A 13,829-nucleotide genomic window follows, 5' to 3' on the forward strand; every position below is an offset into this window, starting at 1 on the left:
TCGTCGCCCAGGGGGTGGCTGAACAGCTCTCCAGCCGGGTCAGCTTCCGCCGGGCGATGCGCAAGGCCATGCAGACCGCGATGAAGGGCGGCGCGAAGGGGATCCGGGTGCAGTGCTCGGGTCGTCTCGGTGGCGCCGAGATGAGCCGGTCGGAGTTCTACCGCGAGGGTCGGGTGCCGTTGCACACCCTTCGCGCGGACATCGACTACGGCTTCTATGAGGCTCGGACGAACTTCGGCCGCATCGGCGTGAAGGTCTGGATCTACAAGGGCGACGTCGTCCAGAGCCGGGCCGAGCGTGAGGCGCAGGAGGCGCTGCAGCGCCAGACCCGCCGGGAGCGCCCGCGCCGCGGGCCGCGTTCCGGCTCGTCCGGCACGACCCAGGGCGGGACCGAAGCGGGCCGGGCGGCGGCCCGCAGCGAGCGCCGGGGCCGTGGTGGTGGCGGCGGGAACGCCCCGGCTGAGACTCCGGCGGGCGAGGCCGCGGCGGCCGAGTCGACGGCACCTGTCGCGGAGTCCGCCACCGCGGCGCCGAGTACGCCGGCCGCGACGCCTGAGGCGGCCGTGGCGAACACTCCGGAGAAGGCGGAGGAATAGACATGCTGATTCCCCGGAAGGTCGCGCACCGCAAGCAGCACCACCCCGGGCGGACCGGTGCCGCCAAGGGCGGAACCCGGGTCACGTTCGGTGAGTACGGGATTCAGGCCCTGGAGTCGGCTTACGTGACGAACCGGCAGATTGAGTCGGCCCGTATCGCGATGACCCGGCACATCCGTCGTGGTGGAAAGGTCTGGATCAACATCTACCCGGACCGTCCGCTGACCAAGAAGCCGGCCGAGACCCGGATGGGTTCCGGTAAGGGCTCGCCTGAGTGGTGGGTCGCGAACGTCAAGCCGGGCCGGGTCCTGTTCGAGCTGTCCGGGGTCGCGGAGCCGGTGGCCCGCGAGGCGATGCGGCGGGCCATCCACAAGCTGCCGATGAAGTGCCGTTTCGTGGTCCGTGAAGGTGGTGCGTAATGGCTGTCGCTACCGCGGACGAGCTGCGGAGCCTGTCGGGCGAGGAACTCGTCGACAAGCTTCGGGAGGCCAAGGAGGAGCTGTTCAACCTCCGGTTCCAGGCGGCGACCGGGCAGCTGTCGAACAACCGCCGGCTGCAGGCCGTGCGGCGCGACATCGCCCGGATCTACACCGTCATGCGCGAACGAGAGCTGGGTATCACCGACGATCCGGCGGTGGCGGCCGGCGCGGCGGACGATGACGCGACGCAGTCGGAACGGGCGTGAGGACAGTGACAGACGAGACGGCCTCCCAGGAGGCTTCGCAGAGCACGGACGCGGCGGCTCTCCCCCGCGGATTCCGTAAGGTCCGAGAGGGCCTCGTGGTCAGCGACAAGATGACCAAGACCGTCGTGGTCGCGGTCGAGGACCGGGTGCAGCACCCGCTGTACGGCAAGACGATCCGTCGTACCAAGAAGGTCAAGGCGCACGACGAGAGCGGCACCACCGGTATCGGCGACCGCGTCCTGCTGATGGAGACGCGGCCGCTGTCGGCGACCAAGCGATGGCGGATCGTTCAGGTCTTGGAGAAGGCGAAGTAGTGAAGTAGTTCTGGCCCGGACGCCGGGGCCGGGCAGGACCGGGTGATCAGTAGTACCGGGTGATCAGGAGCGGAAAGTGATTCAGCAGGAGTCGCGACTTCGGGTCGCCGACAACACCGGAGCGCGGGAGATTCTCTGCATCCGGGTGCTCGGCGGCTCTGGGCGTCGTTACGCGGGGATCGGCGACATCATCGTCGGCACGGTGAAGGACGCCCTGCCCGGCGCCGGCGTGAAGCGCGGCGACGTGGTCAAGGCGGTCGTGGTGCGTACCACCAAGGAGCGCCGGCGGCCGGACGGCTCCTACATCCGCTTCGACGAGAACGCGGCGGTGCTCATCCGGGACGGTGGTGACCCTCGGGGCACCCGCATCTTCGGGCCGGTCGGCCGGGAGCTGCGTGACAAGAAGTTTATGAAGATCATCTCGCTGGCGCCGGAGGTGCTGTGACCGTGGCCACTTTGAAGATCAAGAAAGGCGACACGGTCCAGATCATCACCGGCAAGGACCGTGGGCTCAAGGGTAAGGTCATCCGCGCCTACCCGGAGCAGAACAAGGTCCTCGTCGAGGGCGCGAACCGGATCACCCGGCACACCCGGGTCCAGCAGAGCACGCGCGGCTCGCAGTCCGGGGGCATCATCACCCAGGAGGCGCCGATCCACGTGAGCAACGTGATGATCGTCGACCCGTCTGACGGGAAGCCGACCCGGATCGGTTACCGCATCAACGACGACGGCACCAAGGTGCGTGTCTCGCGGCGCACCGGCACCGAGCTGTAGGCCGAGCGAGCAGTCGAGCAGTTGGGAAACGAGATTAGACCATGACTGTGACCACCGAGGGCCGGACCATCGAAGGCCGGACCACCGGCGCTCGCCCGGTTCCACGGCTCAAGCAGCGGTACCGTGACGAGATCGCCCCGGCGCTGCGGGACCAGTTCTCCTACCGCAACGTCATGCAGATCCCCGGCGTCGTCAAGGTCGTCGTCAACATGGGGGTCGGAGACGCCGCCCGGGACGCGAAGCTGATCGATGGCGCTGTGCGGGATCTCGCGGCCATCACCGGCCAGAAGCCCGCGGTCCGGCGCGCGAAGAAGTCCATCGCCCAGTTCAAGCTGCGCGAAGGGATGCCGATCGGCGCCAAGGTGACGTTGCGTGGTGACCGGATGTGGGAGTTCCTCGACCGCCTCGTCACCATCGCGCTGCCGCGTATCCGTGACTTCCGCGGGCTGTCGCCGAAGCAGTTCGACGGTGCCGGCAACTACACCTTCGGGGTGACCGAGCAGTCGATCTTCCATGAGATCGATATCGACCGGATCGATCGGGTTCGGGGCATGGACATCACGGTCGTCACCACCGCGACCACCGACGACGAGGGCCGGGCGCTCCTGCGGGCGCTGGGCTTCCCCTTCCGGGAGAACTAGAGAGATGGCCAAGAAAGCACTGATCGAGAAGTCGAACCGTAAGCCGAAGTATGCGGTCCGGGGTTATACCCGATGCCAGCGCTGCGGCCGGTCCCGCTCGGTGTACCGGGGCTTCGGGCTCTGCCGGGTATGCCTGCGGCAGATGGCGCATCGCGGCGAGCTGCCCGGCGTCACCAAGAGCTCCTGGTAGGCCGGTACCGCGCCGCCCCGGACCGGGGCCGGCACGGCTCCACCGGCAGCACGGCTCCACCGCACCACCACCGCACCTCCACCCGATCGCGGCAGGCCCGGCATCCAGCGGCCGAGGACGACCTCGGCGCCGGCGGGAACCGCCGTGAGAAAGGCGTCAAGCCATGACGATGACCGATCCGATTGCGGACATGCTCACGCGTGTCCGGAACGCCAGCCGGGCGTACCACGACCGCGTGGTGATGCCTCACAGCAAGATCAAGACGCACATTGCCGAGATTCTCCAGCAGGAGGGATACATCTCCGGCTGGCACGTCGAGGACGCGACCTCGGCTGGCGGCGTCGGCCACACCCTGGTCATCGATCTGAAGTACGGCCCCAACCGGGAACGCTCGATCGCCGGGATCAAGCGCATCAGCAAGCCGGGTCTGCGGGTCTATGCCAAGGCGACGAACCTCCCGAAGGTCCTCGGGGGCCTGGGCGTCGCCATCATCTCCACCTCGTCGGGTCTGCTGACCGACAAGCAGGCGGGCAAGCGGGGCGTGGGCGGGGAAGTCCTCGCCTACATCTGGTAAGGAGGGCGAGCGATGTCACGGATCGGGCGCCTGCCCATTCCCGTCCCCAGCGGTGTCGATGTCACCGTCCAGGGAGCCACCATCATCGTCAAGGGGCCCAAGGGCACCCTGAGCCACGTCGTGGCCGAGCCGATCGTGGTGAACACCGAGGACGGTCGGCTCCTCGTGACCCGGCCCGACGATGAGCGTCGCTCCCGGTCGCTGCACGGCCTGACTCGCACCCTGGTCTCCAATATGGTCACCGGCGTCACCGCCGGATACTCGAAGACCCTGGAGATCGTCGGCGTCGGTTACCGTGTCCAGGCCAAGGGCTCCGACCTGGAGTTCGCCCTCGGATACAGCCACCCGGTGCCGGTCAAGGCCCCGGAGGGCATCCGCTTCGAGGTGCAGACCCCGACCCGCTTCGTGGTCCACGGGATCGACAAGCAGCTGGTCGGTGAGGTCTCCGCGAAGATCCGCGGGCTGCGCAAGCCCGACCCGTACAAGGGCAAGGGCGTGCGCTACCAGGGCGAGGTCGTCCGCCGCAAGGTCGGGAAGACCGGGAAGTAGGAGATAGATCATGGCAGTGAGCCTCGGCGCCAGCTCGCGCCGACGGACCGCGAAGCTCCGTCGGCACGTCCGGGTGCGCAAGAAGGTGGCGGGCACCCCGTCCCGCCCACGGCTCGTCGTCACCCGGTCCTCGCGGCACATCTACGCCCAGGTCATCGACGACGTCGCCGGCCACACGCTGGCGTCGGCGTCCGCCCTGGACGTGTCGCTGCGCGGCGGCGAGGGGGACAAGACCGAGCAGGCCCGCAAGGTCGGCGCACTGGTCGCCGAGCGCGCGAAGGCGGCCGGGATCGCCGCGGTCGTGTTCGATCGCGGTGGGCGGACCTACTCCGGCCGCATCGCCGCGCTCGCGGACGCGGCGCGGGGGAGCGGGCTGGACTTCTGATGACTTCCCCCAGCCTTTACTGTCAGTCCAGCCTTTACCGCCAGTACAGCCAGAACAGGGAGATGTTGTAGATGCCAGGCCAGCAGCGCCGCGGCGGCGGCTCCGGCGGCTCGGACCGTCGGGAACGCCGGGACCGGTCGGGCAGCGGCCCGGCGCAGGAGAAGAACGCCTACGTCGAGCGGGTTGTCGCGATCAACCGCGTGGCGAAGGTTGTCAAGGGCGGACGTCGGTTCAGCTTCACGGCGCTCGTCGTGGTCGGTGACGCGGACGGGACCGTGGGCGTCGGCTATGGCAAGGCCAAGGAGGTTCCGGCCGCCATCGCCAAGGGCGTCGAAGAAGCCAAGAAGCACTTCTTCAAGGTGCCCCGGATCGGTTCGACGATTCCGCACCCGGTGCAGGGCGAGGAGGCGGCCGGCGTCGTGCTGCTCAAGCCCGCCTCGCCCGGTACCGGGGTCATCGCCGGTGGTCCGGTCCGTGCCGTGCTGGAGTGCGCCGGTGTGCACGACGTGCTCTCGAAGTCGCTCGGCTCATCGAACCCGATCAACATTGTGCACGCGACGGTCGCTGCTCTGCGTGGCCTGATGCGTCCCGAGGAGATCGCCGCCCGTCGCGGCCTGCCGCTGGAGGACGTCGCTCCGCCGGCCATGCTGCGCGCTCGTGCGGCGGGAGCCGGTGTCTGATGGCCAAGCTGCGCATCACGCAGATCCGGTCGGGGATCGGTGGTACCTCGAACCAGCGGGCCACGCTGCGTACCCTTGGTCTGCGGAAGATCAACGCGACGACCGTCCGTGATGATCGTCCCGAGATTCGCGGGATGATCAGAACTGTGACCCATCTTGTCCGGGTCGAGGAGGTGGACTCCTAGCCATGGCCGAACTGACGAAGACCGACGCCGGTGACGACACCGGCGACACCGGCGCCACCGGCGCAAGTACTGAGGCCGGCTCGGCGCAGGCCGTCCGTGGCCGCGGCCTGAAGGTGCACCACCTCCGGCCGGCCCCCGGCGCCCATAAGTCCAAAACCCGCGTCGGTCGCGGTGAGGGTTCCAAGGGCAAGACTGCCGGGCGGGGCACCAAGGGCTCGAAGGCCCGCAAGCAGGTGCCCGCCCGGTTCGAGGGTGGCCAGATGCCCCTGCATATGCGCCTGCCCAAGCTGAAGGGCTTCCGCAACCGGTTCCGCGTCGAGTACCAGGTCGTGAACGTCGCCACCCTCGCGGAGCTGTTCCCGCAAGGTGGTGAGGTCACCAAGGCCGCCCTCGTGGCCAGGGGTGCGGTGCGGGGCAAGTCGCCGGTGAAGGTGCTGGGCAACGGCGACATCGACGTCGCGCTGCACGTGAGCGCGGACGCGTTCTCGGCCTCCGCGAAGGAGAAGATCGCCGCTGCCGGCGGGAGCGTCACGCAGAGCTGAGAGCATGGGTGGGGGTATGGGCCATGCCACCCCGCTCCCATCCCGGCCCCGCCCGTCCGGACCCCTCGCCAGGCGGCCGTGCGCCTCGGCGTCAGCTGTCTCTTGCCGTCCACCATCGCTTACCCATGGTGATGTCGGGACGAGTGGGCCGGGTGTCCTGTTACAGTCGCCTAACCGACCTCGGCGACCGGCCGGGGGAGGCGATCCGCACTGGGCAGGATGTCCACTTCCCGTCGGTCCGCAATCCCAGCAGGAGGAGCCGTGCTCACCGCCTTCACGCGGGCATTCCGCACGCCTGACCTGCGCAAGAAGCTGCTGTTCACCGTCGGTATCGTGGTGCTGTTCCGGTTCGGCAGCGTCATGCCGTCGCCGGGTGTCTCGACGTCCGCAGTGAACACCTGCCTGGACTCGGCGAGTGCCGACAGCAGCAACGTCTACTCGCTGATCAACCTGTTCAGTGGTGGGGCTCTGCTGCAGCTGTCCATCTTCGCGCTTGGCATCATGCCGTATATCACATCGAGTATCATCATTCAGTTGCTCGTTGTGGTGATCCCTCGGCTGGAGCAGCTGAAGAAGGAGGGCAGCTCGGGCGAGCAGAAGCTTACGCAGTACACCCGGTACCTGACGATCGCCCTCGGTCTTCTGCAGGCCACCGGCATCGTGGCGCTGGCCCGCAGCGGCCGGCTGTTCCCCGACTGTTCGGCCGCCATCATCCCGGACACGAGCCTGTTCCGGATCGCGACAATTGTCATCACGATGACAGCGGGTACCTCGGTCATCATGTGGATGGGTGAGCTGATCACCGCCCGGGGGGTCGGCAACGGCATGTCGCTGCTGATCTTCACCTCGATCGCGGCGAGGCTTCCCTCCGAAGGCGGACGCATTCTCCAGGTCGCCGGCGGTGTGGTGTTCGGCCTGGTGCTCCTGCTCGGTCTCGCGATCGTCGTGTTCGTCGTGTTCGTCGAGCAGTCTCAGCGTCGCATCCCGGTCCAGTACGCCAAGCGTCTAATCGGGCGGCGGATGTACGGCGGGACGTCGACCTACCTGCCGATCAAGGTCAACCAGGCCGGGATCATCCCCGTCATCTTCGCGTCCTCGCTGCTGCAGCTCCCTCAGCTTGCCGGACAGGTGTGGAGCAACCAGAGCTTCCAGGACTTCGAGCAAAGATACCTCTCCAGGGGTGACCATCCACTCTATCTGGTGACATATTTCGCACTCATCATCTTCTTCACCTATTTTTATGTTGCGATCACCTTCAACCCGACGGAGGTCGCGGACAATATGAAGAAGTATGGTGGGTTCATTCCCGGGATCAGGCCGGGGAACCCGACGGCGGAGTACCTCAAACATGTACTCGACCGAATCACACTCCCGGGATCGCTGTTCCTCGGCGTGATCACGGTTCTTCCGTTGGCACTGCTGAACCTGACCAAGGACCAGCCGTTCCCCTTCGCGGGCACGTCGGTTTTGATCATGGTGGGGGTTGGGCTGGAAACCGTGAAGCAGATCGAAAGCCAGCTCATGCTCCGCAATTACGAAGGTTTCCTCCGGTAGTGCGCCTCGTACTGGTCGGGCCGCCCGGTGCCGGAAAGGGCACCCAGGCCGCGTTCATTGCCCAGGCGCGGTCGATCCCCAAGATCTCCACCGGGGACATCTTCCGGGCGAATGTGCGACAGGGAACGGAGCTGGGCGTCAAGGCCAAGGCCTTCATGGATGCCGGTGATCTCGTACCGGACGAGATCACCATCGGTATGGTCTGCAACCGCTTGGCCGAGGACGACGCGGTCAAGGGATTCCTGCTCGATGGTTTCCCTCGCAACGTCCCGCAGGCCGAGGTGCTCGGGCAGATGCTCGATGGCATGGGGACCCGTCTGGACGTGGTGCTCGAGCTCGTCGTCGACGACGACGAGGTGGTGCGCCGGCTGTCCGGTCGGCGAACCTGTCGGAACTGCGGTCATATCTGGCACATCGACTTCGACCCGCCGTCGGTCGAGGGCGTTTGTGACCGGTGTGGTGGCGAGCTGTTCCAGCGCGACGACGACCGGTCGGAGACGGTCCGTCATCGGCTCGAGGTCTACGCGGACCAGACGTCGCCGCTGGTGGCGTACTACGCCGAAAAGGGCATCCTGATCGGTATCGACGCCACCGGACCGGTGGACAACGTCACCGACCGCGCGCTCGACGCCCTGCGGCACTACGGCGACTGAACCCGTCGGCCTGGTCCGGGCGCGGACCAGGCTGAACGTGGCTCCCGAGCTTTTCGCGGAAGATCGTTGGAGTACGTCCTGCGGGGGTCGGCGGCTAGCATCGGAAACGGACACAACACGAACACGGACCGGGGCGACGAGCGTGGCGCGACGAGAACACGTCCAGATCAAGACGGCGGCGGAGATCGCCAAGATGCGGGTTGCTGGCCTGCTCGTCGCGAAGACGCTGGCGCGGCTGCGTGACGCGGTCGTCCCCGGGGTCACCACGGCCGAGCTGGACGCCCTTGCCGAGAAGACGATCCGGGACGACGGCGGTATCCCGTCCTTCAAGGGCTATGCCCAGCCGCCGTATCCGGCCTCGATCTGCAGCTCGGTCAACAACGAGGTGGTGCACGCCATCCCCACCCGCAAGCGGGTGCTGCGCGAGGGCGACATCATCTCGATTGACTGCGGGGCGATCGTGGACGGCTGGCATGGGGACGCCGCGATCACCGTGCCGGTCGGTGAGGTCGCCCCGGAGGTTCTCGCGATGATCGACACGTGCGAGGGCGCGCTGTGGGCGGGCCTCGCCGCCGCCCAGCTCGGTGGAAAGCTCACCGACATCAGCGCCGCCGTCGAGCGGCATGTCCGTCCACATGGCTACGGCATCGTCGATCACTACGGGGGCCACGGTATCGGCAGCGAGATGCACCAGCCCCCCCACGTGCTCAACCACGGCCGGCCCGGCCATGGCATCCGGCTGATCGAGGGCCTTGCGCTGGCCATCGAGCCTATGATCACCATGGGGTCGCCGGACACGGCCGTGCTCCCCGACGACTGGACCGTCGTGACCCGCGACGGCAGCCTCGCCGCCCACATCGAGCACTCGGTGGCAATCACTCCGCGTGGGCCGTGGGTGCTGACGGCGCCGGACGGCGGAGCGGCGAAACTCACCGAGCTCGGGGTCGCCTGCGGGCAGCCGGCTGACGCCCCGTCTGGAACCGGCTGAACCGGCTGAGGTCGCGTCGACTCTGAGCGGGGGTCGTGTTGACCCTTGACGGGGGTCGCCGCGTACACTCTTTAGCTGGCGGTCTTCTCACGCCGGTGTGCTCCACCGTGTCTATAGCAGTCCTGTCTATGGCAGTTGCGGTCGGTGGCAGTGTGGTTGGTGCGTTCGGGCTCCTCTCGGGGTAGTTCAAGCCTCTGACCTTGGCTTTTCCGAATATTTCGGAGGGCCGACCGGTCGCGGCCGAGCCGCCGTCCCATAGTCGACGTCAGGACAGCGGAGGACATGCCGAAGAAGGACGGGGCCATCGAGATCGAAGGCCGTGTGGTGGAGCCGCTCCCGAACGCGATGTTCCGGGTGGAGCTCCAGAACGGTCATCGTGTTCTCGCCCACATCAGCGGGAAGATGCGCCAGCACTACATCCGGATCCTGCCGGAGGACCGCGTCGTGGTCGAGCTCTCGCCCTACGACCTGTCCCGCGGCCGCATCGTCTACCGCTACAAGTAGTCGATCTCTTCTCACTCGCCCGTAGCTCCACTCAATCGCCACGCGCGGCCCGCGGCTGCGCAGGAGGTCCGCAACAGCCGTGAAGGTCAAGCCCAGCGTCAAGAAGATCTGCGACAAGTGCAAGGTGATCCGTCGCCACGGGCGAGTCATGGTCATCTGCGACAACCTTCGTCACAAGCAGCGTCAGGGCTGATGTCCTGACGGGTGCGGCCTCGTCCCGGCGGGTGGCGCAGCACGTGCCGCCCGCCGAGAGGCGGCCCACCGCATCCAAGCGATGCCAGGCGTCCCATCCGGGACGACCTACCCCCGGTCGGAGGCCGGGGCCCGCCCGGCCCGGCGCCGGCCGGGACGGCATCGCCCGAGACCTCCGGCCGCAGGAAGGAAACATCCGTTCATGGCACGCCTCTCCGGCGTCGACCTTCCCCGCGAGAAGCGGGTTGAGATCGCTCTGACCTACATCTTCGGGATCGGCCGCAGCCGCTCCCGGGACACCCTCGCCGCCACCGGGGTCAACCCGGACACGCGTGTTCGTGATCTGAGCGAGGAAGAGATCGTCAGACTGCGCGACTGGATCGACGCGAACTACCGGGTCGAGGGTGACCTCAACCGGGAGATCAAGCAGGACATTCGCCGCAAGATGGAGATCGGGTGCTACCAGGGGCTCCGTCACCGGCGTAACCTGCCCGTCCACGGCCAGCGCACGCACACCAACGCGCGCACCCGCAAGGGCCCGCGCCGCGCCATCGCCGGCAAGAAGAAGGCCGGCAAGAAGTAGTCAGGGTCCCCGGCGGACCGCTCGGGCCCGCCGCCGCCGACCACTGATCGACGACCTCGTACACGGAGACCACACGCGAACATGCCTCCCAAGACGCGCGCAGCCGGCGCCAAGAAGGTCCGGCGCAAGGAAAAGAAGAACGTCGCCCACGGACACGCTCACATCAAGAGCACGTTCAACAACACGATTGTCTCCATCACCGACCCGTCCGGGAACGTGATCTCCTGGGCCTCGGCGGGCCATGTCGGCTTCAAGGGCTCCCGCAAGTCCACGCCCTTCGCCGCCCAGATGGCGGCCGAGAACGCGGCCCGCAAGGCGCAGGAGCACGGGATGCGCAAGGTCGACGTCTTCGTAAAGGGCCCGGGTTCCGGCCGGGAGACCGCGATCCGTTCCCTGCAGGCCGCGGGCCTCGAGGTCGGTGCGATCCAGGACGTCACCCCGACCCCGCACAACGGTTGCCGCCCCCCCAAGCGGCGCAGGGTGTGACCATGCGGCGAGGCGGCCGCGGCCGGAGCTCCACGCCGGCCGGTGTCGTGGCGTTGCGTTCGAGTTCGCGCCAGGAAACGAGAGAGAAGGATTAGATGGCCCGTTACACCGGCGCGGACTGCAAGCGTTGCCGCCGCGAGAAGACCAAGCTGTTCCTCAAGGGCAGCAAGTGCGACACCCCGAAGTGCCCGATCGAGATCCGGCCCTACCCGCCGGGCGAGCACGGCCGTGGCCGCACTAAGGACTCCGAGTACCTGCTGCAGAAGCGCGAGAAGCAGAAGTGCGCCCGAATCTACGGCGTGCTGGAGAAGCAGTTCCGGGGCTACTACGACGAGGCGAATCGCCGGGCCGGCAAGACCGGTGACGAGCTGCTGAAGATCCTTGAGTCGCGGCTCGACAACGTCGTGTACCGGGGTGGCTTCGCACCCTCGCGGGACGCCGCCCGTCAGGCCGTCCGGCACGGCCACGTCCAGGTGAACGGCCGCAAGGTCGACATCCCCAGCTATCGGATCAGCGAGAACGACATCGTCGAGATCGCGCCGAAGGCCCGGGAGCTCACGCCGTTCATCGTGGCCCGGGAGACCGCGGGTCAGGGTCGGGCCGTTCCGGCCTGGCTGGAGGTGATCCCGAGCCAGTTGCGGATCCTGGTGCACTCGCTGCCGGCGCGGCAGGTGATCGACACTCAGGTGCAGGAACAGCTGATCGTCGAGCTCTACTCCAAGTAGGGGTCGAGCTCTACTCCAAGTAGGGTCTGCCGGCGTCGTCCCCGCAGTCAGGGGGCGGAGCACACTGGAGTCCGGGCGGGCCTCCGCCCGGACACCACCCCGTGGGCGGAACGGACCGATGTTCCGCCCACCGGCTCCCGTCAGGGGGCCCGCACCACACGGCGTCATATGGCGGTCGCCGTGGTCGGAAGGACGTTCTCATGTTGATCGCTCAGCGTCCCACCCTCATCGAAGACCCGATCTCCGAGTTCCGTTCACGCTTCGTGATCGAGCCGCTGGAGCCGGGCTTCGGCTACACCCTCGGTAACTCGTTGCGCCGGACCCTGTTGTCCTCCATTCCCGGTGCCTCGGTTACCAGCATCCGCATCGACGGCGTGCTGCACGAGTTCTCCACCGTGCCCGGCGTCAAGGAGGACGTGACCGACCTGATCCTGAACCTCAAGGAACTGGTCGTCAGCTCCGACAACGACGAGCCGACCGTGATGTATCTGCGCAAGCAGGGCCCCGGCGAGGTCACGGCGGCGGACATCGCCCCGCCGGCGGGCGTCGAGGTGCACAACCCCGAGCTGCGGCTCGCCATTCTGAACGACAAGGGCAAGCTCGAGATCGAGCTGACCGTCGAGCGGGGGCGCGGGTACGTCAGCGCGGCCCAGAACAAGCAGGCCGGCCAGGAGATCGGGCGGATCCCGATCGACTCGATCTACTCGCCGGTGCTGAAGGTGACCTACAAGGTCGAGGCCACCCGCGTCGAGCAGCGGACCGACTTCGACCGGCTCATCGTTGACGTCGAGACCAAGCCGTCGATCTCCCCGCGAGACGCGATGGCCAGCGCCGGCAAGACCCTGGTCGGCCTGTTCGGGCTGGCGCAGGAGCTCAACGCCGAGGCGGAGGGCGTCGACATCGGCCCGTCCGCCGCGGACGCGGCGCTGGCGGCCGACCTCGCGTTGCCCATCGAGGAGATGGACCTGACCGTCCGCTCCTACAACTGCCTCAAGCGTGAGGGCATCCACACGATCGGCGAGCTGGTCTCCCGTAGCGAGGCCGACCTGCTCGACATCCGTAACTTCGGGCAGAAGTCGATCGATGAGGTCAAGACGAAGCTGGGCGCGATGAGCCTGCAGCTCAAGGACTCCCCGCCCGGGTTCGACCCGCGCCAGGCCGTGGACACCTACGGCACCGACACGTACAGCCCGTCGTTCTCCGACCCGTCCGACGACGGCGCGGAGTTCGTCGAGACCGAGCAGTACTGACTCTCCACGAGGGCCTCCGCTTCCGGCGGGGGCCCTCGGCGACCCTCCGGTGGCGAGAGCCGCGTCCTTCGGGCGGGCAGCCTGGCTAGGCCGGTGACCAGCAGGACAGTGAAAGGAACGAGGAGCACTCATCATGCCCACGCCAACCAAGGGCGCCCGGCTCGGCGGCAGCCCCGCACATGAGCGGCTGCTGCTGGCCAACCTCGCCACCGCGCTGTTCGAGCACGGCGGCATCACCACCACCGAGGCGAAGGCCAAGCGGCTGCGTCCGTACGCCGAGCGTTTGGTGACCTTCGCCAAGCGGGGGGACCTGCACGCCCGCCGGCGCGTCATGCGCCAGGTACGCGACAACTCGGTCGTGCACACCCTGTTCACCGAGATCGGTCCGCGCTACGCGAACCGGAACGGTGGCTACACCCGGATCATCAAGATCGGAAACCGGAAGGGTGACAACGCCCCGCTGGCCCGGATCGAGCTGGTCGAGGCGCTGACTATCGGCCAGCAGGCCGTCAGTGAGGCCGAGCGGGCGCGGGACACCCGTTTCGAGGCTCGTCGTAAGCCCACCGGCGCCACCGCGGAGGCGGCGGAGGACCTGGCCCAGGAGTCGCCGACCGCGGCTGTTGTGGCAGCCGAGGCCGCGGAGCCGGCAGACACCCCCGCCGAAGGGGCCGCCGGCAAGCCGACGACCGGGCAGGCGGACGACTCCGGCACCGGGGAGCAGAACTCCGCAAACTGAGGTCCGGGCCGAAGGCCGGAATCTTCGGCCTTCGGCCCGGACC

General features: G+C 67.8%; 24 protein-coding genes. All 24 read left to right on the plus strand.

Going from position 1 to position 13,829, the window contains the following annotated elements; genetic code table 11:
• Positions 1–596, plus strand: a 596-nt coding sequence (gene rpsC / locus AC08OT_RS00210; RefSeq protein WP_476602446.1) for a 30S ribosomal protein S3, incomplete at its 5' end; no start/stop codon positions are given.
• A 2-nt stretch (positions 597–598) separates the two neighbouring features.
• Entirely contained in the window at positions 599–1,015 is a 417-nt protein-coding gene (gene rplP, locus AC08OT_RS00215; protein WP_009740521.1) for a 50S ribosomal protein L16, read from the plus strand.
• Positions 1,015–1,281 (plus strand): 50S ribosomal protein L29, encoded by a 267-nt coding sequence (rpmC, locus tag AC08OT_RS00220; RefSeq protein WP_462185695.1) that lies wholly within the window; start codon positions 1,015–1,017, stop codon positions 1,279–1,281. Before rplP ends, rpmC begins: the two co-directional genes overlap by 1 nt.
• Before the next feature lie 5 nt (positions 1,282–1,286).
• On the plus strand, positions 1,287–1,595 hold the full coding sequence (rpsQ, locus tag AC08OT_RS00225) for a 30S ribosomal protein S17 (RefSeq protein WP_476591760.1): 309 nt from the start codon (positions 1,287–1,289) through the stop codon (positions 1,593–1,595).
• A gap of 76 nt (positions 1,596–1,671) precedes the next feature.
• The gene (gene rplN, locus AC08OT_RS00230) at positions 1,672–2,040 is read left to right on the plus strand and encodes a 50S ribosomal protein L14 (RefSeq protein WP_009740518.1); all 369 of its coding nucleotides are present in this window, start codon (positions 1,672–1,674) and stop codon (positions 2,038–2,040) included.
• Between the two features lie 2 nt (positions 2,041–2,042).
• Positions 2,043–2,369, plus strand: coding sequence for a 50S ribosomal protein L24 (rplX, locus tag AC08OT_RS00235; RefSeq protein ID WP_462185747.1), 327 nt, complete (start codon positions 2,043–2,045; stop codon positions 2,367–2,369).
• 41 nt (positions 2,370–2,410) lie between these two features.
• Positions 2,411–3,010, plus strand: a complete 600-nt coding sequence (gene rplE, locus AC08OT_RS00240) for a 50S ribosomal protein L5 (protein WP_462202438.1) — start codon at positions 2,411–2,413, stop codon at positions 3,008–3,010.
• 4 nt (positions 3,011–3,014) lie between these two features.
• Positions 3,015–3,200: a type Z 30S ribosomal protein S14 gene (locus tag AC08OT_RS00245; protein ID WP_011435050.1), complete on the plus strand. Its 186-nt coding sequence runs from the start codon at positions 3,015–3,017 to the stop codon at positions 3,198–3,200.
• Between the two features lie 163 nt (positions 3,201–3,363).
• Positions 3,364–3,774, plus strand: coding sequence for a 30S ribosomal protein S8 (gene rpsH / locus AC08OT_RS00250; RefSeq protein ID WP_011435051.1), 411 nt, complete (start codon positions 3,364–3,366; stop codon positions 3,772–3,774).
• Between the two features lie 12 nt (positions 3,775–3,786).
• Positions 3,787–4,323: a 50S ribosomal protein L6 gene (rplF, locus tag AC08OT_RS00255; RefSeq protein WP_476591753.1), complete on the plus strand. Its 537-nt coding sequence runs from the start codon at positions 3,787–3,789 to the stop codon at positions 4,321–4,323.
• Positions 4,324–4,333: 10 nt separating this feature from the next.
• On the plus strand, positions 4,334–4,708 hold the full coding sequence (gene rplR, locus AC08OT_RS00260; protein WP_476591754.1) for a 50S ribosomal protein L18: 375 nt from the start codon (positions 4,334–4,336) through the stop codon (positions 4,706–4,708).
• Between the two features lie 71 nt (positions 4,709–4,779).
• Complete coding sequence (gene rpsE / locus AC08OT_RS00265) at positions 4,780–5,388, plus strand: 30S ribosomal protein S5 (RefSeq protein WP_462185699.1); 609 nt, start codon at positions 4,780–4,782, stop codon at positions 5,386–5,388.
• Positions 5,388–5,573 (plus strand): 50S ribosomal protein L30, encoded by a 186-nt coding sequence (gene rpmD / locus AC08OT_RS00270; RefSeq protein WP_011435055.1) that lies wholly within the window; start codon positions 5,388–5,390, stop codon positions 5,571–5,573. Before rpsE ends, rpmD begins: the two co-directional genes overlap by 1 nt.
• Positions 5,574–5,575: 2 nt before the next feature.
• Positions 5,576–6,115: a 50S ribosomal protein L15 gene (rplO, locus tag AC08OT_RS00275; RefSeq protein ID WP_476591755.1), complete on the plus strand. Its 540-nt coding sequence runs from the start codon at positions 5,576–5,578 to the stop codon at positions 6,113–6,115.
• A 261-nt stretch (positions 6,116–6,376) separates the two neighbouring features.
• The gene (secY, locus tag AC08OT_RS00280; RefSeq protein ID WP_476591756.1) at positions 6,377–7,669 is read left to right on the plus strand and encodes a preprotein translocase subunit SecY; all 1,293 of its coding nucleotides are present in this window, start codon (positions 6,377–6,379) and stop codon (positions 7,667–7,669) included.
• Entirely contained in the window at positions 7,669–8,322 is a 654-nt protein-coding gene (locus tag AC08OT_RS00285) for an adenylate kinase (RefSeq protein ID WP_476602447.1), read from the plus strand. The genes secY and AC08OT_RS00285 overlap by 1 nt, the downstream gene beginning before the upstream one ends.
• 142 nt (positions 8,323–8,464) lie before the next feature.
• Positions 8,465–9,310, plus strand: coding sequence for a type I methionyl aminopeptidase (map, locus tag AC08OT_RS00290; protein ID WP_476602448.1), 846 nt, complete (start codon positions 8,465–8,467; stop codon positions 9,308–9,310).
• Positions 9,311–9,592: 282 nt separating this feature from the next.
• Complete coding sequence (gene infA, locus AC08OT_RS00295) at positions 9,593–9,814, plus strand: translation initiation factor IF-1 (RefSeq protein ID WP_006541558.1); 222 nt, start codon at positions 9,593–9,595, stop codon at positions 9,812–9,814.
• A 79-nt stretch (positions 9,815–9,893) separates the two neighbouring features.
• Complete coding sequence (gene rpmJ / locus AC08OT_RS00300) at positions 9,894–10,007, plus strand: 50S ribosomal protein L36 (RefSeq protein WP_003956441.1); 114 nt, start codon at positions 9,894–9,896, stop codon at positions 10,005–10,007.
• Between the two features lie 201 nt (positions 10,008–10,208).
• Positions 10,209–10,589, plus strand: a complete 381-nt coding sequence (rpsM, locus tag AC08OT_RS00305; RefSeq protein ID WP_462202433.1) for a 30S ribosomal protein S13 — start codon at positions 10,209–10,211, stop codon at positions 10,587–10,589.
• Between the two features lie 81 nt (positions 10,590–10,670).
• On the plus strand, positions 10,671–11,075 hold the full coding sequence (gene rpsK / locus AC08OT_RS00310; RefSeq protein ID WP_011435061.1) for a 30S ribosomal protein S11: 405 nt from the start codon (positions 10,671–10,673) through the stop codon (positions 11,073–11,075).
• A 95-nt stretch (positions 11,076–11,170) separates the two neighbouring features.
• On the plus strand, positions 11,171–11,800 hold the full coding sequence (rpsD, locus tag AC08OT_RS00315; RefSeq protein ID WP_011435062.1) for a 30S ribosomal protein S4: 630 nt from the start codon (positions 11,171–11,173) through the stop codon (positions 11,798–11,800).
• A 200-nt stretch (positions 11,801–12,000) separates the two neighbouring features.
• Complete coding sequence (locus AC08OT_RS00320; protein ID WP_476591757.1) at positions 12,001–13,050, plus strand: DNA-directed RNA polymerase subunit alpha; 1,050 nt, start codon at positions 12,001–12,003, stop codon at positions 13,048–13,050.
• 133 nt (positions 13,051–13,183) lie between these two features.
• Positions 13,184–13,786: a 50S ribosomal protein L17 gene (gene rplQ, locus AC08OT_RS00325; RefSeq protein WP_476591758.1), complete on the plus strand. Its 603-nt coding sequence runs from the start codon at positions 13,184–13,186 to the stop codon at positions 13,784–13,786.
• The last annotated feature ends 43 nt before the right edge of the window (positions 13,787–13,829 follow it).

It is taken from the genome of Frankia sp. CgJB1 (genome assembly GCF_977947065.1).

What these genes read in the sequence shown, in the direction of transcription:
- rplR (WP_476591754.1), top strand. Translation starts at nt 4,334, where the DNA reads ATGGCAGTGAGCCTCGGCGCCAGCTCGCGCCGACGGACCGCGAAGCTC.
- rpsH (WP_011435051.1), top strand. Translation starts at nt 3,364, where the DNA reads ATGACGATGACCGATCCGATTGCGGACATGCTCACGCGTGTCCGGAAC.
- AC08OT_RS00245 (WP_011435050.1), top strand. Translation starts at nt 3,015, where the DNA reads ATGGCCAAGAAAGCACTGATCGAGAAGTCGAACCGTAAGCCGAAGTAT.
- AC08OT_RS00320 (WP_476591757.1), top strand. Translation starts at nt 12,001, where the DNA reads ATGTTGATCGCTCAGCGTCCCACCCTCATCGAAGACCCGATCTCCGAG.
- rplO (WP_476591755.1), top strand. Translation starts at nt 5,576, where the DNA reads ATGGCCGAACTGACGAAGACCGACGCCGGTGACGACACCGGCGACACC.
- rplQ (WP_476591758.1), top strand. Translation starts at nt 13,184, where the DNA reads ATGCCCACGCCAACCAAGGGCGCCCGGCTCGGCGGCAGCCCCGCACAT.
- rplE (WP_462202438.1), top strand. Translation starts at nt 2,411, where the DNA reads ATGACTGTGACCACCGAGGGCCGGACCATCGAAGGCCGGACCACCGGC.
- infA (WP_006541558.1), top strand. Translation starts at nt 9,593, where the DNA reads ATGCCGAAGAAGGACGGGGCCATCGAGATCGAAGGCCGTGTGGTGGAG.
- rpsE (WP_462185699.1), top strand. Translation starts at nt 4,780, where the DNA reads ATGCCAGGCCAGCAGCGCCGCGGCGGCGGCTCCGGCGGCTCGGACCGT.
- rpmD (WP_011435055.1), top strand. Translation starts at nt 5,388, where the DNA reads ATGGCCAAGCTGCGCATCACGCAGATCCGGTCGGGGATCGGTGGTACC.
- rpsK (WP_011435061.1), top strand. Translation starts at nt 10,671, where the DNA reads ATGCCTCCCAAGACGCGCGCAGCCGGCGCCAAGAAGGTCCGGCGCAAG.
- rpsD (WP_011435062.1), top strand. Translation starts at nt 11,171, where the DNA reads ATGGCCCGTTACACCGGCGCGGACTGCAAGCGTTGCCGCCGCGAGAAG.
- rpmC (WP_462185695.1), top strand. Translation starts at nt 1,015, where the DNA reads ATGGCTGTCGCTACCGCGGACGAGCTGCGGAGCCTGTCGGGCGAGGAA.
- rpsM (WP_462202433.1), top strand. Translation starts at nt 10,209, where the DNA reads ATGGCACGCCTCTCCGGCGTCGACCTTCCCCGCGAGAAGCGGGTTGAG.
- rplP (WP_009740521.1), top strand. Translation starts at nt 599, where the DNA reads ATGCTGATTCCCCGGAAGGTCGCGCACCGCAAGCAGCACCACCCCGGG.
- rplF (WP_476591753.1), top strand. Translation starts at nt 3,787, where the DNA reads ATGTCACGGATCGGGCGCCTGCCCATTCCCGTCCCCAGCGGTGTCGAT.